General features: G+C 35.2%; 19 protein-coding genes. 15 read left to right on the top strand and 4 right to left on the bottom strand.

Going from position 1 to position 19,695, the window contains the following annotated elements; translation table 11 throughout:
• The first annotated feature begins 80 nt into the window (after positions 1-80).
• A complete protein-coding gene (locus Q1V95_RS14535) occupies positions 81-1,373 on the top strand; it encodes a TolC family protein (protein WP_300675403.1) in 1,293 nt (430 codons plus the stop codon).
• A 2-nt stretch (positions 1,374-1,375) separates the two neighbouring features.
• On the opposite strand, the gene Q1V95_RS14530 is transcribed toward Q1V95_RS14535, so the two are convergent.
• Positions 1,376-2,023, bottom strand: a complete 648-nt coding sequence (locus Q1V95_RS14530; protein ID WP_300675401.1) for a helix-turn-helix transcriptional regulator — start codon at positions 2,021-2,023, stop codon at positions 1,376-1,378.
• A 491-nt stretch (positions 2,024-2,514) separates the two neighbouring features.
• Between Q1V95_RS14530 and Q1V95_RS14525 the strand changes: the two genes are divergently transcribed.
• From Q1V95_RS14525 to Q1V95_RS14495, 7 genes are all read left to right on the top strand, one after another.
• Positions 2,515-3,186 carry a hypothetical protein gene (locus Q1V95_RS14525; protein WP_300675399.1) on the top strand — a complete coding sequence of 224 codons (672 nt, stop codon included), beginning with the start codon at positions 2,515-2,517 and terminating at the stop codon, positions 3,184-3,186.
• Positions 3,187-3,188: 2 nt separating this feature from the next.
• Positions 3,189-3,875 (top strand): hypothetical protein, encoded by a 687-nt coding sequence (locus Q1V95_RS14520; RefSeq protein WP_300675396.1) that lies wholly within the window; start codon positions 3,189-3,191, stop codon positions 3,873-3,875.
• 49 nt (positions 3,876-3,924) lie between these two features.
• Positions 3,925-4,533 (top strand): hypothetical protein, encoded by a 609-nt coding sequence (locus Q1V95_RS14515; protein WP_300675394.1) that lies wholly within the window; start codon positions 3,925-3,927, stop codon positions 4,531-4,533.
• Between the two features lie 414 nt (positions 4,534-4,947).
• The gene (locus tag Q1V95_RS14510) at positions 4,948-5,328 is read left to right on the top strand and encodes a GreA/GreB family elongation factor (protein ID WP_300675392.1); all 381 of its coding nucleotides are present in this window, start codon (positions 4,948-4,950) and stop codon (positions 5,326-5,328) included.
• Between the two features lie 243 nt (positions 5,329-5,571).
• Positions 5,572-8,010 (top strand): thiamine pyrophosphate-dependent enzyme, encoded by a 2,439-nt coding sequence (locus tag Q1V95_RS14505; protein WP_300675390.1) that lies wholly within the window; start codon positions 5,572-5,574, stop codon positions 8,008-8,010.
• 74 nt (positions 8,011-8,084) lie between these two features.
• Complete coding sequence (locus tag Q1V95_RS14500; RefSeq protein ID WP_300675388.1) at positions 8,085-8,381, top strand: MGMT family protein; 297 nt, start codon at positions 8,085-8,087, stop codon at positions 8,379-8,381.
• 48 nt (positions 8,382-8,429) lie between these two features.
• Positions 8,430-9,092 (top strand): hypothetical protein, encoded by a 663-nt coding sequence (locus tag Q1V95_RS14495; RefSeq protein ID WP_300675386.1) that lies wholly within the window; start codon positions 8,430-8,432, stop codon positions 9,090-9,092.
• A 76-nt stretch (positions 9,093-9,168) separates the two neighbouring features.
• Here the strand turns inward: Q1V95_RS14495 and Q1V95_RS14490 are convergent, their stop codons facing one another.
• From Q1V95_RS14490 to Q1V95_RS14480, 3 genes are all read right to left on the bottom strand, one after another.
• The gene (locus tag Q1V95_RS14490) at positions 9,169-9,582 is read right to left on the bottom strand and encodes a hypothetical protein (protein WP_300675384.1); all 414 of its coding nucleotides are present in this window, start codon (positions 9,580-9,582) and stop codon (positions 9,169-9,171) included.
• Positions 9,583-9,778: 196 nt separating this feature from the next.
• On the bottom strand, positions 9,779-10,543 hold the full coding sequence (locus Q1V95_RS14485; RefSeq protein WP_300675382.1) for an alpha/beta hydrolase: 765 nt from the start codon (positions 10,541-10,543) through the stop codon (positions 9,779-9,781).
• A gap of 6 nt (positions 10,544-10,549) precedes the next feature.
• Complete coding sequence (locus Q1V95_RS14480) at positions 10,550-11,086, bottom strand: GNAT family protein (RefSeq protein ID WP_300675380.1); 537 nt, start codon at positions 11,084-11,086, stop codon at positions 10,550-10,552.
• A gap of 220 nt (positions 11,087-11,306) precedes the next feature.
• Here Q1V95_RS14480 and Q1V95_RS14475 point away from each other — a divergent pair, with 220 nt between their 5' ends.
• The 7 genes from Q1V95_RS14475 (at position 11,307) to Q1V95_RS14445 (ending at position 19,642) form a co-directional block, all read left to right on the top strand.
• Complete coding sequence (locus tag Q1V95_RS14475) at positions 11,307-12,776, top strand: ATP-binding protein (protein ID WP_300675378.1); 1,470 nt, start codon at positions 11,307-11,309, stop codon at positions 12,774-12,776.
• 5 nt (positions 12,777-12,781) lie between these two features.
• Positions 12,782-16,393, top strand: coding sequence for a response regulator (locus tag Q1V95_RS14470; RefSeq protein WP_300675376.1), 3,612 nt, complete (start codon positions 12,782-12,784; stop codon positions 16,391-16,393).
• Positions 16,394-16,408: 15 nt separating this feature from the next.
• A complete protein-coding gene (locus tag Q1V95_RS14465) occupies positions 16,409-16,774 on the top strand; it encodes a response regulator (RefSeq protein WP_300675374.1) in 366 nt (121 codons plus the stop codon).
• Complete coding sequence (locus tag Q1V95_RS14460) at positions 16,774-17,604, top strand: protein-glutamate O-methyltransferase CheR (RefSeq protein ID WP_300675372.1); 831 nt, start codon at positions 16,774-16,776, stop codon at positions 17,602-17,604. The genes Q1V95_RS14465 and Q1V95_RS14460 overlap by 1 nt, the downstream gene beginning before the upstream one ends.
• Positions 17,605-18,012: 408 nt before the next feature.
• Entirely contained in the window at positions 18,013-18,579 is a 567-nt protein-coding gene (locus Q1V95_RS14455; RefSeq protein WP_300675370.1) for a chemotaxis protein CheB, read from the top strand.
• Between the two features lie 192 nt (positions 18,580-18,771).
• Entirely contained in the window at positions 18,772-19,134 is a 363-nt protein-coding gene (locus Q1V95_RS14450) for a response regulator (RefSeq protein ID WP_300675368.1), read from the top strand.
• Positions 19,135-19,138: 4 nt separating this feature from the next.
• A complete protein-coding gene (locus Q1V95_RS14445; protein ID WP_300675366.1) occupies positions 19,139-19,642 on the top strand; it encodes a GNAT family N-acetyltransferase in 504 nt (167 codons plus the stop codon).
• The last annotated feature ends 53 nt before the right edge of the window (positions 19,643-19,695 follow it).

Below are 19,695 nucleotides of genomic sequence, written 5' to 3'. Positions count from 1 at the left end.
AAAATTCTGTCAAAATTGAGCTCAAATTAATTTTGCTAAAAGCTAAAAGCCAAGTGCTATAAGCCAAAAAAAAATCTAAAATGAAAAAATATTCATTCCTACTAATATTAATTGTTAACCTGTTTTCTGCTCAAGAAAACTGGACCTTGAAGCAATGTTTGGATTATGTACAAAAACATAGTCCAGACGTGCAACAAGGGATTTTGGAAATCAACAAAAATATTAGAGAAAAAAATAAAGCAACGGGCAAACTTTTGCCGTCTGTTAACGCAAATGTTGGGCATAGCTACAGTTTTGGCTCCACGATTAATCCCAACAACAACGCCAGAGAAGCGATGAATGTACAATATGACCAATTCTCGGCACAAGCCAATGTAGATTTGTTTAATTGGAAAAACTACCTCAATATCGGACTTGCTAAACTCAATAAAGAAAGCTCTGAGTATCGTTCGCAAAGCATTTTAAATAACATCAAACTGAACGTTATCAACCTGTTTTTTCAATATCAAAAAAGCAAATCTTGGTTGGAAGTTCTCGAACCTCAAGTTGCTGGTATGCGCGAACAAATCATCAGAACGGAAAAAGAAGTCCAAATCGGGAATCGAGCGAAAAGCGATATTTATGATATTAAAGCCAATTTCGGAACCATTCAAGAGCAATGGATTTCTGCGCAAAATGACATGAATATTGCTAAAATCAATCTTCTTGCTGCTCTTAATATCAATCAGGATTCGATTAATTTTGTGATGAACGATTCCGAAGCGGTTTCTTTTCCTTTTGAATCTAAAGAATCTTTAATTGAAGATTTGGTCAAAAAAAATCCAATCTACGCCGAGACTCAAAAGAATCTTGAAATTGCTAACCAACGTTTAAAAATGACAAAATCAGATTATCTACCGACGATTTCCGGACAATATCAATGGTCAACATTTTATTCTAAAATTCTAAACTCAGGAGGAACAATTTCAAATTTCTCTGACCAGTTTGCTCAAAACAAAAATCAGCAAGTTTCTCTAGGTTTAAATATTCCAATTTTTCAGCAATTACAAGTCAAAAACAATGTTGAAATTTCAAAATTAGATAAACTCAACACGGAATACGAAAATCAAAAAAAACTAACCGAACTTTATAAAACCCTGAATATCATCGCAGAACAATACACCAACGCCACCGAAAAGAACCGACTTCTCAACGAAAATTTTGAAAATCAAAGGCTTTCCTTTGAGCGTTCCGAAGAAAAATACCGCGAAGGTTTAATTGATGCTTACAATTTTTTCGTAGTTCGAAACAATTGGTTACAAGCAAATTATAACCTTATCAATAGCAAATTTGAAGTAATGCAACAATCCGAATTGTTACGGGTTTTTGAATAGCTTCAAGATAACATAATTTCACTTTCGAAACTCATATTGGGAATATCTCTCGGGATTTTCCCAATTTCTAAATGTTGGATGTACAAAGATGGCGGAATGCCGACAATCTGTTTAAATATCGTTGCAAATTTACTATGCGACGAGTAGCCTGCTTCCTCCGCTAAAGAACTTATTTTATAGTGACGAAACTCTTTATTTTCGTTTAATTGTCTTAAGATAAAATCAATTCTCAGTTTATTGATATAGGCGTTAAAATCGCTGTTTTTATAATTTTTAATAATCTTAGAAAGATATTTCGTATTCGTTTCTAGATGCGCTGCCAGATAGGGTAGTGACAGATTTCGATTGGTAAAAAGACCACTTTCTTCAAACTTTTCCAAATTCTGAATAATTTTTACACGGGTCTCAACAGTCATTAATTCTTGATCTTCAGACTTAGGATTGAGGACTGACTGTTCTGTAGGTGTAGTCTCAATACTAACCAGTGGTTTTTGTGGTGTTTCGGAGCTTTGATGAGATTGTATTTTTGAGCCTACAAAAATTGCTTGATCTTTCCTTCTTAGTAAAAAAAAGTAGGTTGCAATGATTCCTGATAATATTCCTACTAAAATTGCAAGAACTAGGCAAGTTAAAAATAAAGTTGTTTGCATTGATTTTGTGTAAAAAATATTTAAAAAAGGAATTTTTACGACATTAAATAATATGTTTTATTTGTTTTTAAGTAAAACTGGTTTTATTTTAACTAAAATATAGTAAATAACATAAATTCAACTTAAAAACTATAATAATATTTAATTATTTAAGCGACAAATATAAAAAATAGTTTTTTAAAAAGCTTTCTTTTTTATGGAAAATTTAACATTTGTTAATTTACCGAAAATGAAAAGCTGTAAAGAAAGTTGATCTTTAATTAAAATTTGCAATAATACAAATAGTTAAAATATTGAAAATTAACCACTTAAAATTGTAGTCGTTTTGTAGTAGTCTTAATTTTATTATTTTTTGGATTGTGAGATTCCGTTTTTATGGAAACAAAATAGAAAGAAAAGCTTTCTTGGTTTTTTACTTTTGTACCAACACAATGACATAAAGAAAGTTTGTTTTTACACTTTTTTCAATAGAATAGAAAGAAAAGCAAATTATGAAGCAATTAAGTATTGTTATACTTCTTCTGACTGTAAATTGTCTTTTTGGACAAGTAGGGATAAATACCAAAACGCCAACAAGAACTTTACATGTAGAAGGTAACCTTAAAATTTCTGACATCCACAATGCATCTGAAGATGCTATATATAGTCGAATTTTGGTTGCTAACACTGGAGGAGATGTAGATTATGCATCCAAATCTAGTTTTTTGCCTGATGTTGGAGCAGGAGCCTCTGATAAGGAGAGTTACAGCGAAATCTATAACAACACCAATGGAGGAGGGATTCCTACACGAAAGTTAAAGTGCGGCAAATTCTTTTTTACTTTCGATGATAATGTTAATGATAGTAATATTATGTTTGGTCTTAATGACAAGCCTGCAGCCAATGTGGATGTTTATATGAATATGGAGCAGAATTGGAATGGCAATGGCTTCCAATTCTACCAAGGTACTAATTCTACAAATGGTCCTAATGCACCTTTCACTTTTACAACAACCAATTATATGAATGCTCAAATGTTCAAAAGTGCAAGATTAGATCCTTATGAGCAAAATGTGATGATTTTCCAATATCCTGGTGATGCAGATCTTTATCGATTGACAATCTATAAAGTAAAGCATGCGTCTAATAGTTTTGATTTTGTTTCAGCCTGCGAAAAGTTTTAAAAATGAAAAAGAAATTTCTAACAATAAGTTTTGCGGCTCTTTCAATCCTAAGTTTAGCGCAGAATGTTGGTATTAATACCAATACACCACAACGAAGATTAGATATTAATGGTAATTTGAAAGTAACGAGGCTTGCTGACAAGTCCAAAGATATGAACTCTGGATTTCTATTGGCAGCTGACAGAAATACTGGTAATGTTGATTTTATTGACATTAATGCACTTCAGCAAACAAGTAGAAATAATATGGAGGTAGGTCGTTCTATTTATAATGCCGCAGCACCAGATATTAACAAAGAATGCTCTTGTGGTGAGATTGTACTTCGTTTCAATGGAACTAATGCTGAGTTTAAGTTAAAATCTGAGGAGGTTTTTACGAGTAATAACAATGCTAGTGATTTTAAAATCTCTTATGGTATTAAACGCTTTACAGGAAGTGCATATACTTACGAAAATAAAACTGATGTTAGTTTTACGAGAAATAATCCAGCTTTAACATCGCATTATGATAAATTTCGTGCAATAGATGATACAAGTTTTAGCGCTGATAATTCGATAAGGATTTATACACTTGTGTTGCCTAAACAAGCTAATCTTTATAGAATTACGCTTAGTCGTTTTAATAATACGGCTACCCAAAAAACATATTCTTTAATCTGTGAAAAATTCTATTTACAAAATGCGCAATAAAACTATTTTAATGTTATGCTGTCTCTCAGTATTTTGTTTTAAAGCTCAAGTGGGGATCAATACAAAAACCCCAACAAGAACTTTAGATGTTAATGGGAATTTGCGTGTTAGATCACTCGAAAACAAATCGACTGACACAACTTACGATAAAGTACTTGTAACCAACGCTAATGGCGAAATAGACTATTGGACAAAGCAGGATGTTAAAGATAAAATTGAAGCACTTTATGTGGTCAATAAGAAATTTACAGCTTCCAAAACAGGACCAGATCCAACCACGATTGTGCCTTGCGGGAGGTTTGAGTTTAGATATAACTCCTCAACTATGCCGCAGATTCGTTTGGCAGTTAGGAGTACAAGTGCAACTAGAGTATATTATAATAGAATAAGAAAGAAAGACGCAGAAACTAGCTCATTCGATGCTGCAAATAGAAGCTTTTTTTCGAATCAATATGTGACAATCTCTAATGATACCAATAATAACAATAATTGGGCAAATATTGGATCTGCCACATCAGGGCCTGGTTTTGATAATAATACCCTGGATGAGTATTATATAACCTATCCAGGCGACGCCAATCTGTATCGGGTTTCTTTTGTTACACGTAATTCGGGTAGTGGTACTTACAATTATACCATGGTCTGTGAAAAATTTTAAGTTTATTTAAATAAAAAATATCATTTGTGTTTTTAATGAGGTCCCACGAAGCAATAGTTTCTGGGGCCTTGCTTTTTGTGTTGAAAATCAGATATTTGCTTTTGATAGAATATAGTTGTATCTTCGTAAAGTTCTCACGAATAAGATATGACGAATTATAGATTTCAATATGAAGTTATCCATTGCCAAAGACTTATTGCTTCTTTGTCCTATCTTCGTGATGACGTATTTCTACAAAGTTCTAAAGAGTTTATCAATTAGGCCCTGTCGTTAATCGGGACAGGGGTATTTGATGACCGTTTTTAATCAATTATTCATTTCAATGTATTTTACGTATGCAGATTCTTGTAAGAATTTCGCATACCCGATTTTGTTATGCATACATTGAGAATTTCAATTTTAAATTTAAAGAAAATGTTAGAACCTATCGTAGTTACAACCGGAATATATGACGCAATCAAAGATCATCTAAGAAGAAAAAGAACAACTATCCAAGAAGAAGTCTTGTTGTTAGACCAACTTAAAAATGCTAAGCAAGTTCTTAGAAGAGAACTTCCAGAAGATATTGTAACCGTTAATAGAATCGTAAAAATTAAGGAGCATAATGACAATTCCGAGACAGAATATATTTTTGTGCCGTCTACTAAAGCTAAAGAGAAAAAGAATAAGTATTCAATTTTATCAGAAATGGCTTTAGCAACTGTTGGTTACAAAGTAGGGGATGTTATTGATTATCCTTTTGCTTCTGGTGAAAGAAAAATCGAAATTCTTAGCGTTGAAAACTTTGAGGCTTAATTTAGATTAAAATAAAAAGAGCAAAAATCCTAGGTCTTGACTTGGGATTTTTTGTTTTTACAAATTGTTAATGAATTTGTAATGATTTTTAAATATTTGAGAATATTGTATTTTTTTGCTTTTTAAATTATCAATAAATATGCAAAATATTTGTTTTATGTTTTAATTCGTAAAAATTTAAGATGTAAAAATATTGTTTTCGCATTTAATTTAAAATGTTATATTTGTAGAAAATGTATAAAAATGCAAGAGACTTTCATAGATACAGAAGAACTTTCTTTCCAAGATTTTAAAAACGAAATCTTAGCAAATTACAAATTGGCGAGAATTTCTCGTGAAATGAGTTATTTGGGAAGAAGAGAAGTGTTAACAGGAAAAGCCAAATTTGGAATTTTCGGTGATGGAAAAGAATTACCTCAATTGGCAATGGCTCACGTTTTCCGTGATGGTGATTTCCGTTCGGGATATTACAGAGATCAGACCTTTGCTTTGGCGGTTAATGCACTAACTGTAGAAAGTTTTTTTGCGCAACTTTATGCAGATACCAATGTTGATAGAGAGCCAGCTTCTGGTGGTCGCCAGATGAATGGTCACTATGCAACAAGAACTATTAATGAAGACGGAAGCTGGAAAGATTTAACAAAGATTAAAAATATTTCTTCGGACATTTCGCCTACGGCAGGACAAATGCCGAGATTGTTAGGTTTGGCTCAAGCTTCTAATTTTTATAAAGAAATAAAATTCGATGGCGCTGAAAAATTCTCTAATTCTGGGAAGGAAGTTGCTTTCGGAACAATTGGTGATGCATCAACAGCTGAAGGTCATTTCTGGGAGACACTTAATGCAGCTTGTGCATTACAAGTTCCGATGATTGTTTCGATTTGGGATGATGGATACGGGATTTCTGTACCAACAAAAAACCAAAGAGCTAAAGCGAATATCACAGAAATGCTTTCTGGTTTCCAAAGACAAGAAGGCGAAAACCAAGGTTGCGAAATTATCCAAGTTAAAGCTTGGGATTATCCAGCTTTGATGGATGCTTACGCCAAAGCAGAGCATTTTGCAAGAGAAGAAAGTGTGCCTGTTGTTGTTCATGTTATCGAAGTGACGCAACCGCAAGGTCACTCAACTTCGGGTTCGCACGAGCGTTACAAAAACGAAGAGCGTCTTGCATTTGAAACGGAATTTGATTGTTTAAATAAATTCCGTGAGTGGATCGAGACTTATTCGTTCCAGTTTGAAGAAGGTGGCGATGTACAAATTATTGCAACCAAAGAAGAGCTTGATCAAATTGAAGCTGATGCTAAAAAAGCAGTAAAAGATGGTCAAAAACAAGCTTGGGAAAACTATCAAAATACAATTACAGAATTAAAAAATAAAGCTTTGCCTTTGGTTGAAGCGATGACTTCTCAAAACTCAGAAATTACAGACTTTGTAACTAAATTCAAAGCCTTGATTTCTGTTGGTAAAAAAGATATTTTCCACTTGATTCGTCAAACTTTACTTTCAACAAGAGGAACAAACTCTGCAGAAAGACAAGCTTTAAAGCAAGCTTATGAAAGCCTTTTCGCAGTTGAAAAAGATAATTATTCTTCGCATCTTTATTCTCAAAGCGAGTGGAAAGCGACCAATATTGCAGAAGTAAAACCAGTATATTCTGAAACTTCAGAAATGGTTGATGGTAGAATGGTGGTTAGAAATAACTTTGATAAAATTTTTGAAAAATATCCTCAAGCCATGATTTTTGGTGAAGATTCTGGAAATATTGGTGACGTTAACCAAGGTCTAGAAGGTCTTCAGGAAAAATATGGTGCATTGAGAATCGCTGATACTGGTATTCGTGAGGCAACAATTCTAGGTCAAGGAATTGGTCTTGCAATGCGTGGTCTTCGTCCAATCGCCGAAATCCAATATTTAGATTATATTTTATATTGTTTGCAAGGTATGAGCGACGATTTGGCGACGGTACAATATCGTACGAAAGGTGGTCAAAAAGCGCCAGTTATTATCAGAACGCGTGGTCACAGACTAGAAGGTATTTGGCATTCTGGTTCGCCAATGGCAGGTATTATCAACTTGGTGAAAGGTATCAATGTTTTGGTGCCAAGAGATTTGACAAAGGCTGCTGGATTCTATAATACAATGTTACAAGCGGATGAGCCTGCTCTTATTGTGGAATGTCTTAACGGATATCGTTTGAAGGAAAAACAACCTGATAACTTAGGTGAATTCACTGTTCCAGTTGGTAAAATTGAAGTGACAAAAGAGGGTAGCGATGTGACTTTGGTGACTTACGGATCGACTTGGAGAATTGTAATAGAAGCAGCCAAAGAACTTGAAAAGCTAGGCATCAATGCAGAGGTTATCGACATTCAATCTTTGATTCCTTTTGACTTGTCAAGTGAAATTGCAGAAAGTGTTAAGAAAACCAATCGTCTTGTTGTTATCGACGAAGATGTAGAAGGTGGAACATCAGCATTCATTCTGCAACAGATTGTTGAAAAACAAAACGCATTTAGATATTTAGATTCTGCACCTATTTGTATTTCGGCGGAGGATCACCGTCCAGCTTATGCTACGGATGGAGATTATTTCTCTAAGCCATCTACGGATGATATGGTAGAAAAAATCTACGCGATGTTCCATGAAGTAAATCCGGCAAAATATCCAGCGATTTATTAATATTTGAAACTGAAAATATATTGAAAGACCTAAGCAATTAGGTCTTTTTTATTTAAATTTAAACAAAAAAACAAGTGGACGAGCTTTTTAAAAATCAGGTTTACGAAATCACAAGACTCATCCCGAAAGGTCGGGTAACAACTTATGGTTCGATTGCGAAAGCGGTTGGTTTTCCCAATCATTCGCGTCATGTTGGTCGTGCGATGGGCGGTTGTCCAGCGGATGTTCCCGCACATCGCGTTGTAGGAAGTTGTGGTGTATTGTCAGTGCCAGAATTTAAAGTTAAACTTGAAAAGGAGGGTTTAGAATTTAATAACCAAAGAATCAAGGGTTTTAAAAATCTATTTTGGGATCCTTTAGCTGAATTGTAATATTTTCTTTTCTAAAAATTATTTCGAAATTAAATACTAAACATAAATATGAAATTACTATTAAATGCACTTGTATTGACAAGCATTGTTTCATGCAACGGAAAAGCAGAAAAAATAAAAGAAGAGCCTAAAACGGAAGTAGCAGCGCAAAAAAAAGTGGTGTCGTACAAAGGTTTTGATATTGCCAACATTAATTTTGATGAGACCTTAAAGCAGTTTTTTGATGCATCTGGTTTAAGTCTTAATGGGGATCAAAGCCAAACAACAAATCTCAATATGGACTATGAAGAATTTGTTGTTCCAGATGCGCAAGAAGTAGCTTTTTTTGGTGTTGATTTAAGTAAGAAGTTTAAAGAGTTTTCGATATTCTATCCAAAGAGTGATCAAAAAATATTTTGTTATGAATTGTCTATTACGGATCAAGAAGCGACAAAATCTGTTATTAAAAAATTTGAAGAACAATATGGAAAGCCATTGTTTTCAAAGCAGGAATCTAGCAAAACGGGAACAATTTTTCTAGACGAAAATGGAAATCCAAAGAAAGATGCTTTTCAAAATGTCTACCAATGGAGTGATACGAAGTCCCACGCCATGTATTTTTTAATTCATTCTGGGGCTGGTCTCAATGTCATTGCATTAAACAAGAATTCTCCAATGTATAAACAATGGATTGACCTGCGAAGTCTAAATATGGTATTTGATGTTAAATAAATTAACATTCGAAATATAGAGCAAAGAAAAACCTACTTCTTGGGGAAGTAGGTTTTCTTTTAAAAATTCGTTTAAATTATTGACCCATTGCAGATTTAGCAATTTTTTGTGACCAGTCTGTCCATTTTTGGATATCTTCTGGTGTCATTTTTTGAGTAAAACCTTGAGCTTTTTGTGCCCAATCCATAGTTTTCTTTTGCATCTCTTGGATCTTTGTTGCATCACCTGATTTAGCTGCCTCTGCTACTTCTTTGTAGAATGCTGCATAATCATCAGCAAATTTTTGAACCTCAGGACTGCTAAACTTAGGAACATCAGAAGCAACATCAGCAGATTTGTTTACGTTGTCCATAACATCACCAGCAGTTTCTGCTTTATCTGTTACTTTTTCCGTAGCATTTTCTGTTGAGTTTTCAACTTTGTTGTCTTTTTTACAAGCTGTCATAGATAATAATCCCATTGCAGCTGCCGCTAAAAATAGTTTTTTCATTTCGTAATTTTATGTAAGTGTTGAATCAAATCTAGTAATAAATTTTTAAATATTATCAAAAATCACTTAAAATTATTATGAATTCATTTTGTTAAAAACACAAATATTCTCAAATCTATTGTTTTCATAGGAGTTTACACGATTTTTAAATTTTGTTAATTTTTTCAGCAATGCCTAATTTTAGATAAATTAATACTTAATTTTTAATATAATCCAAGATTTTTTGCGTCATGTATTCTCGCTCTTTTGGACTTGCATCATCATCCATATTAGAATGATTGACATTCGTCCAATCTATGGTGATGTGGAATTTTTTCAATTCTTCATCTGTTGGTAGAACACCTGGATCTGCGGGATAATCATTGGATCGTAAACTGTAGATTTTCGGTTTTGACGTTCTTGGAAGTTCCATTCGACGATTGTCCATGGATATCAGCTTGTTAACCAAATCAGGATGTTCGTGAGCGAATAAAACGGACATGTCGCCACCATTAGAATGGCCAATGACAATCAATTTTATATAATCATAATTAGGATATTCTTTTTTAATTTGATTAAGAACATACAGGATATTGTCTGCGCCACGTTGCCAATTTGGAAGTCGAGTTTCGCGCAAGTTACCATCCATAGCCAACATTTCGTCTGTTGGCAACTCATGTTGAATACTGAAAACAGTATAATTCTTTGATGCTAAAAACTCTGTTAAATACGAATATACTTTATTGTCGCCACCTTTGTTTTCTCCCCAACCATGGCTGAAGATAATTGGCGTTTTGTTTGACTTTTCAATGTTTTTTGGATGATAAATAGCAAGCGGAATAATTCTGTTCCGTACCATATCGTGGTATTCTATTTCATCGATTTTAATATCGGACTTTGCGTTGTCATGTTGCGTTTTACAAGAAAGAAGGAGCGTCATTACAAAACATAACACGCTTATTTTTTCTAAATACTTTTGCATCTTATTCTATTTATCAGATTTTAACTTAGAGTAAATGTCGATATCTATATATTCAGCATTTTTAATTTCAGCTTGACGTGATCGACCTTCGTAGGTGAAGTTTAACTTTTCTAATAATCGTTTAGAGCCAGTATTTTCAACTTCGACAATACATTCAATTCTATTAATTTCAGGATTTTCAAAAACATAATTAAAGACTTCAGAGTAAGCTTCTGCCAAAATACCTTGTCCCCAATTTTCTGGAAGTAACCAATATCCGCCTTCGATTTTATGATGTTCTTGTTGATAACCGCTAAAACCACAAGCTCCCAAAAACTGATTCGTTTTTTTATCACAAATTGCCCACCAAAATCCTTTTCCAGTGCTGGCTAAGATTTGGTACCATTCCATTTGCACCTTTGTTGCTTCCAAAGTGTCATACCTTATTGTTAGAAATTCATACACTAAAGGATCAGACAAGCCTTTGAAAACATACTCAATATCAGAATCTTCTATTGGCCTTATTATTAAACGATCAGTGTATAATATTTTGGGTTCAATCATCTTTTTTTATTTCAAAAATATCAATTTTGTTTATGTTGATAACTATTATTTTAATAATATTTTAACATAAAATTTATTTATGCTAACTCTAAAAGTCTTTATGATAAATTATGTGCAATAAATAAAGTTTAAAAAGTTAAAATATTAAAATATTAAAAATTTGTGATTAATTTTGAGTCTTTAATGATAAGCCTTGTAATAATAGAGTACTTTTACATTTATGATTTTAATTGTTGACGACAATCAGTCCAATATTTTTTCGCTGAAAAGACTTTTGGAGTCTCAGGATTTTCCTGTTGATACGGCGAGTTCTGGTGAAGAAGCCCTTGCAAAGGGACTTCGCAATAATTATCAATTAATTATTCTGGATGTTCAGATGCCAGATATGGACGGCTTCGAGGTTGCCGAGACTTTTGCGGGTTATAGCAAAACCAAAGAAATTCCTATTATTTTTCTTTCGGCGGTTAATACCGACAAACGCTTTATCACAAAGGGTTACGCGTCTGGTGGAATCGATTATGTGACGAAGCCTATCGATCCAGACATTTTGATGCTCAAGGTGAAAGCGCATTACAATATGCAGGAGCAAAACCAAGAGCTCAAGAAAAATCAACAAAGCTTGGAACTCGAGGTGCAAGGTCGTCGCGAAACGCAGGTGGCGATGAAGTCGCAGTTGGATCATTTTCAGCAGATGTTGGAGGCTTTGCCACAGATTGCATTTACCTTAAATAAAGAAGGCGAAATCGAATTCGTCAACGGAAGATGGTTTTTGTATTCTAAGTCGGATAAGGAGTTTCCGCAGGTTCATCCAGACGATAAAGATTTGGTGAAGGACTTTAGTCAGCAACGGGAAAATTTGGAAGCCATTGCTTTGGAGGCTCGAATCAAAAATGTGGAAACAGGTGAGTACCGTTATCATCTTTTGAGAATGTCACCAATTATGTTGGATAACGAGGTCAAAAATTGGGTCGGAACTTTTACCGACATCAACGACCAAAAGCGTGTTGAAAAGGAGAAAGACGAATTCTTAAGTATCGCCAGTCATGAGCTGAAAACGCCTTTGACGAGCATTAAAGCTTATGTTCAACTTTTGGAACGCAAACTGAAATTGGAGAAAACAAGTCCCGAATCCAATTATTTGTCCAAAGTTCAGGATCAAATTGATAAACTAAATAATTTGATTACCGATTTATTGGACGTTTCCAAGATTGAAAATGGCAAACTCAAAATGAATCTTCAGCCGACCAATTTGGAGGAAGTGATTCAGAATGCGATTGATACGATTATTCAGACGCATGATGAAAACAGCGTTTCTATCGAAAGACATGGTCAACAACCCGATTTTTTAATGCCTTTTGATGCCATTCGTGTGGAGCAAGTTTTAATTAATTTCTTGACGAATGCAATTAAATATTCACCAAAAAATAACAAAGTCATCGTGACCACTTCGGTGGACGAGGACAATGTGAAAATCGCTGTAACAGACTTTGGAATCGGTATTCCCGAGTACAAACAAGAAGCGGTTTTCAATAAATTTTATCGTGTAGAAGAATCTTCCCTGCAGTTTCAAGGTATGGGAATCGGACTATATATTTGTGCAGAAATCATCAATCAACATGGCGGAAATATCGGTCTTTCCAGTATTATTGATGAAGGATCAACCTTTTATTTCACCTTACCAATAAAGTAATTTTTATGGCAAGAAAAATTATCAAGAATCTACAATTCGGCGTCGGAATGTCGCTTTTGATGCTTTTAGCAAGTTCTTTGGCTTCCTATTTCAGCATTAAAAAACAAATGGAAAACCGTGAAAGTTTGTCAGTTTCTCGACGTTCCATTACGGCGGTTAAAGATGTTTTAATTTCGCTTTTGGACGTGGAGACGGGGAATCGTGGTTATCAGTTGACTGGCGAAGAATCCTTTTTAGAGCCTTATAATCATGGAATTGCAGAATTTCCAAAGGCGATTAAACGTGCTAAAAGTTTAGATATAGCCGAGAAAGATCAGTTGGCTCGTTTGGATGAATTGGACAAACAAGTCAACATGAGGGTTTCTGTAATTCAGAAATTTGTCGAAAATAAGCGCAAGGGAATCACGGTGAGTGCGGCAGAAATGAATATGAGCAAAAAGTACATGGACGAATGCCGGATGATTGTTGCTGATTTTGTGAAGCACGAAGAAGAAATGGTTGCCATCAAAAACGCAGACCTTAAAGAATCTGCTGATATAACGATGATGTTTCTACTTTTTTCGGGCTTGGCAGCGATGGTTATTACGGGGTATTTATACTTTAAACTAAAAAATGACATCGTAAGACGCGACAAGTTAGAGAAAGATTTAATAGCAAAAGACGAGTTGATGGCTTCGCGTGTGACGGCGATTCAACTGGTTGCAAAGAATATTGCAGACGGCGATTATAGCCAAAAAGTATTGGACGATTCGTCGGACGATTTGGGCGTTTTGGTTGGATCTCTTAATCACATGACCGATTCTTTGAAAACCTCTTTTGATAGAATTAATAGAAGCGATTGGCGCCAAAAAGGATTGGCGGTTCTCAACGAATCTTTGGTTGGTAATAAAACCGTGAAAGAGCTTTCTGGAAAGGCTTTAACGCATTTGGTAGAATATGGCGGTTGCATCAGTGGTGCGATGTATTTGTTGGAAGATGATGTGTTAAAATTGGCGAGTTCTTACGGTTTAGAAAGCAGTATGAAACCCGTTTTTGCTCCTGGTGAAGGCATGGTTGGACAAGCATTTTTGCAAAAGAAATTCCGAGTTTACAATAATATTCAGGAGAAAGATGTGGTGGCGAGTTTTGCGAGTTCCAAGCTTCATATCAACGGGATTTTAATGATTCCGATTATGTTGGGAAGACAGCCAATCGGTGTTGTAGAGCTTAATTCTGGAAATAATTTTGATGAAGAACATACTGATTTTTACATCGAAAGTTGCCGAATTTTTGCCATTGCATTAAGTGCTTCGAGAAGTCGTGAAAAAGAGCAACGTTTGTTGGAGGAAACTCAAGCGCAGTCGGAAGAATTGCAAGTTCAGCATTCCGAATTGGAAAACATGAACACCGAGTTGGAAGCGCAAACGCAAAAACTGCAAGCTTCGGAAGAGGAATTGCGCGTTCAGCAGGAGGAATTAATGCAAACAAATGCCGAGTTAGAGGAACGTTCGAAGTTATTAGAGGAGAAAAATCATTTGATTGCAGAACGAAATATCGAAATTCAGAAAAAGGCAGAAGAACTGGCTTTAAGCACGAAATACAAGTCAGAATTCTTGGCAAATATGTCGCATGAATTGCGCACACCATTGAATTCAATTTTGCTACTTTCTCGTTTAATGGCGGAAGATCCAGACGATAATTTAACCGAAGATCAAATCGAATCGGCAAAAGTTATTCAAAGTTCGGGAAGCAGTTTGTTGACTTTGATTGATGAGATTTTAGATTTAGCAAAAATCGAATCTGGTAAAATGAATCTCGAATACCAATCGGTTGCAATCGACGATGTAGTGAAGGATTTACGCAATTTGTTCAATCCTTTGATGCAAGAAAAAGGTGTTGAATTTATTGTAAATGTCGATTCGGAATTGCAGAAAAACTTCGAAACCGATAGATTGAGACTCGACCAAGTCTTGAGAAATCTAATGTCTAACGCTTTGAAATTCACTTCTAAAGGCAGCATTAGTTTAAATATTAAGAAAGATCCAAGGCAAAATAATTTCGTTATTTTCTCGGTAAAAGATACAGGAATTGGGATTCCAGAGGACAAACAACGTATTATTTTCGAAGCTTTCCAGCAAGCAGATGGTTCTACAAGAAGGAAATTTGGTGGTACTGGTCTTGGACTTTCGATTAGTAGGGAAATTGCCAAACTTTTGGGAGGCGAATTAAGCTTAAAATCTAAGGTTGATGAAGGTTCTGAGTTTAGTTTAATTATTCCTTTAAATTCAAAATCGAAAACCGAATACGTTAATAAAGAACAAGATTTAATTGAAACAATTCAGGAAGATGTTCAAGAAATCAAAGATATCATCGAGTACGACGAGCAAGATTCGGCGGCGCCTGTTGAGATTTTAAGAATTCCAGAAGATGTTCCCGACGATCGCGATAATATCGGAAAAGACGATAAAGTTATTTTAATTGTAGAAGACGATGTTAATTTCGCAAAAGCTTTGGTAAAATATGCCCATACCCAAAACTACAAAGCTGTGGTGATGGTTCGTGGCGATTACGCTTTGCCAGGCGCTTTGGAGTATCATCCTGCGGCAATTTTGTTGGATGTTCAGCTTCCGATGAAGGACGGTTGGCAAGTGATGGACGATTTAAAAGGAAATCTCCTAACCAAGCATATTCCGGTGCACATGATGTCGTCTTTGCACGTTAAACAGGAAAGTTTGATGAAAGGCGCGATTGATTTCATCAACAAACCGATGGCTTTGGAGCAGATGGCGGATGTTTTCAAAAAGATTGAAGAAGCGCTTAGCAAATCATTGCAGAAGGTTTTAATTATTGAAGAAAATGCCAAACACGCTCGCGCTTTGTCGTATTTCTTGAGTAATTTTAATATTTCGTCTTCTGTTGAAGAAACTGCCGAAAGTACTGTAACTGCTTTCACAACACAAAATGTAGATTGTGTAATTCTGAATATCGAAGCTTCTCGCGGCGGCGAATACACGATTATCGAAAATATTAAAGCCCAAGAAGGTTTAGAAAATCTTCCGATTATTATTTTCATCGACCGAAATTTATCCAAATCTGAAGAGTTGAAAATTAAGCAATATGCAGACTCTATCGTGGTTAAAACCGCACATTCTTACCAAAGAATTTTAGATGAAGTAGGATTGTTTTTACATTTAGTAGAAGAAAAGAAAAATACGGAGGAAAGTCGTAAAAACTCTACTTTAGGCTCGCTGACAGAGGTTTTGAGTGGTAAAAAAATCTTGATTACTGATGATGATGTTCGCAATATTTTCTCCTTGACCAAAGTTTTGGAAAAATATAAAGTGGAAGTTGTGTTGGCGATGGACGGAAAACAAGCTTTGGAACAAATGGCTGCAAATCCTGATATAGACGTAGTTTTGATGGATATGATGATGCCAGAATTGGACGGTTACGAAACCATTCGCGAAATCCGAAAACAACCCAAATATATGCGACTTCCGATAATTGCTATCACTGCAAAATCCATGATTGGCGAGCGCGAAAAGTGTATTGAAGCTGGTGCTTCCGACTATATTTCGAAACCTGTGGATACCGACCAATTGCTGTCGTTGTTGCGCGTTTGGATGTACGAAAGTTAATTTGCCTGTAATTTTATGAAGAAGAAAGTTCTTATCGTGGACGACGATCCACGCAATATATTTGCCCTAAAACTCACTTTGAAATCTCGCGGTTTTCAGCTGGAAAGTTCGACCTCGGCGCGCGAAGCCATCGACCTTTTGAGGGAGCACGACGATTTTGATGTGGTGTTAATGGACATGATGATGCCCGAAATGGACGGTTACGAGGCAACAAAAATCATTAGAAATTCGGAAGATATCAAGCAAATTCCTATTATTGCAGTAACGGCACAAGCGATGCCGGAAGACAAGCAAAAATGTTTGGACGCTGGCGCGCAAGATTACGTGTCGAAGCCGATAAACGTTGATGTTTTGATAAACGCAATGGAAAAATTATTTTGATGTTAGAACCCAGTATTGTTAAAGATGAAGAGGTAGAATTTCTGATTAAAGACGTCCACGAGTTGTATGGCTACGACTTTTCGCAGTACAGCCGTGCATCGTTCAAACGGCGTATTAATCGGATCTGTGTGATTGATAAATTCACCAGTTACGCCGAGTTGCGTTACACGGTGCTCAACGACCCCGAATATTTGAAACGTTTTGTTGAAGAAATTACGGTAAACGTTACAGAAATGTTTCGCGATCCATCATTTTTCAAGGCTTTGCGTGAGAAGATTTTGCCGCAATTAGGCACTTATCCGCTGATTCGTGTTTGGGTAGCAGGTTGCTCGACAGGCGAGGAAGCATACTCGATCGCAATATTGTTGAAGGAAGCCAATTTGTATCACAAATCTTTGATTTATGGAACTGATATCAATCCATCGGTTTTAGAAAAGGCGAGGGCTGGGGTTTTCCCGCTTCAACAAATGAAATCTTATACCGAAAACTATATTCTTTCGGGTGGAAAAAATGATTTTTCAGATTATTACACTGCGAATTACGACAGCGTAAAATTTGACAGAAGTCTGCAGGAAAAGCTGATTTTATCGACGCATAATTTGGTTTCGGATTCGTCTTTTAATAGTTTTCAGTTGATTATTTGTCGCAATGTTTTAATTTATTTTGACAAAGGATTACAAGAGCGAGTTTTCCATTTGTTTGATGAAAGTTTGGAGAATTTGGGCTATTTGGCTTTAGGTTCGAAAGAATCTTTGCGCTTTACAGGAATCGATGAAAACTACCACCAATTCGAAGATCAAAAAATTTGGAAAAAAGTGGAACATCATTAAGTTTTTTTTAACACGAAGTCGCAAGTGTCTTTAAAATAATACGTTTTTAAGACGCAAGAATATTTCGACTTCGCTCAATACAAACGTTAAAGAATTACGATTTGGCTTAATTAAACTTAATTAAAATCAGTTTACAGATTTCTTAATTTTGAGGATGAATTTTACTTAAAATCTTAATGTTTAAATTTAGAATTGTTTTTAAAACTTGGAAGGTTTGCATATTGGTTTAAAGAAAATTGTATTTCGAAAGTAAGTGAAACGCCTTTGCTTATCTTTTAAAAAACGAATTGTTAAAGTAACTTTGTTTTGCCTTGCGTTTAGAAATTTGATAACGCACAAAGGTTTACACAAAAAAGTTTAAAGCTAAAATAGAAATAACGCCATTGCGTTAAGAATACAAACACATAAATGAACAAAAACAAAACGGAAATCGTGGTTATTGGTGGCTCTGCGGGAAGTTTGCAGGTCATCATGGACATGATTAAAAATCTGGACACAGATTTGGATTTTCCTATCGTTTTGGTTGTTCATAGAAAGGCGCAATCGATGAGCGTTTTGCCATATTTGTTACAGCAATTCACTGATAAAGAAGTATTGGAAATCGAGGATAAAACCGAAATCGAAGATGATAAAATTTATATCGTTCCAGGCGATTATCATTTGCTTTTTGAATCGAAAAACAAAGTATCTTTGGATGCTTCGGAAAAAGTGAATTATTCGCGACCGTCGATAGATGTAACTTTCAAATCAACAGCAGAAATTTTCGGTGATAAAGCCGTTGCAGTTTTGCTTTCTGGTGCCAATGCTGATGGCGTCGAAGGTTTGGAATATGTAAAGAAAAACAATGGACAAGTATGGATTCAGAATCCCGAAAGTGCCGAGGTAGATTATATGCCCAAACATGCGATGGACCAAGTGCCTTATGATTGCATTTTTGAACCTAAAGATTTGGCAAAGAAAATTAAGGAATTGTAGATTTAAGTCAATATCTTTTGTCATTCAGAATGAAGCGAAGCGGAACGAAGAATCTCCTTGTTAGTAGAGATTCCTCCTACGTCGGAATGACAAAAAGTGTGTTGAAATTTTGAGTTATGACTAAGAACGGAAATTCAAATTAAACTTAATTGACAAACTGTTTAAAAAGAATTATTTTTGAGAAAATAAACTATGAGCAAGAAAAGAATATTAATATTTGATGATGACGCCATTATTTTGGAAGTGGTGAGCATTATTTTTGAGGATGCTGGTTACGAAGTGAAAATCTCCGAAACTTCGCATGATATCATCGAAAAAGTGGCAGATTTCCAACCAGATGTTATTTTGATGGACAATTGGATTCCGAATATCGGTGGAGTAGAAGCAACAAAATTGTTAAAGTCGAATGCAGATTTTAAGGCAATTCCTGTTATTTATGTGACTGCTAATAATGATATTTCGGCTTTGGCAAAAGAAGCTCAGGCAGATGCTTTCATTGCGAAACCTTTTAATTTAGAAGATTTAGAAAACAAAGTTGCAAGTTATTTAAAATAAAAATATGGATTTTAGAAAAGCCAAAAACGAAGAAGTTGACGAGATTTGGGAAATTTTGCAATTTGCGATTCAGAGTCGTAAAAATGATGGAAGTAGACAATGGCAGGACGGTTACCCAAACCGAAATTCCATTTTAGAAGATATTGAAAACGGTGCCGCTTATATTTTGGCAGACGATAAAGGTATTTTGGCTTATGGCGCTGCAATTTTTGATGTGGAGCCAGCGTATAATGATATTCAGAAAGGAGAATGGCTAACGAATGGCGATTACGTTGTTGTCCATCGTGTTGCTGCCGCCGAACGTTCCAAAGGAATGAGTATTGCAACGAAGTTTTTCGACGCCGTGGAAAATCTTGCTAAATCCAAAAATGTTTTCAGTGTAAAAGTCGACACCAATTTTGACAATCTTGCCATGCTTCGTATTATGGACAAATTAGGCTATCAATATTGCGGCGAAGTCTTCGTTGCAGGTGGTGTTAGAAAGGCTTTTGAGAAGGTGTTGAGTTAGAATTATTCTTTTTTAATATAAAATCCGTTTACCAAAGTGACACGAACTACTAT

It is taken from the genome of Soonwooa sp., assembly GCF_030151385.1.
Lineage (GTDB): Bacteria > Bacteroidota > Bacteroidia > Flavobacteriales > Weeksellaceae > Soonwooa.
The sequence above is the reverse complement of the archived record's forward strand: the minus strand, read 5'-3'. Positions and strand labels throughout refer to the sequence as shown.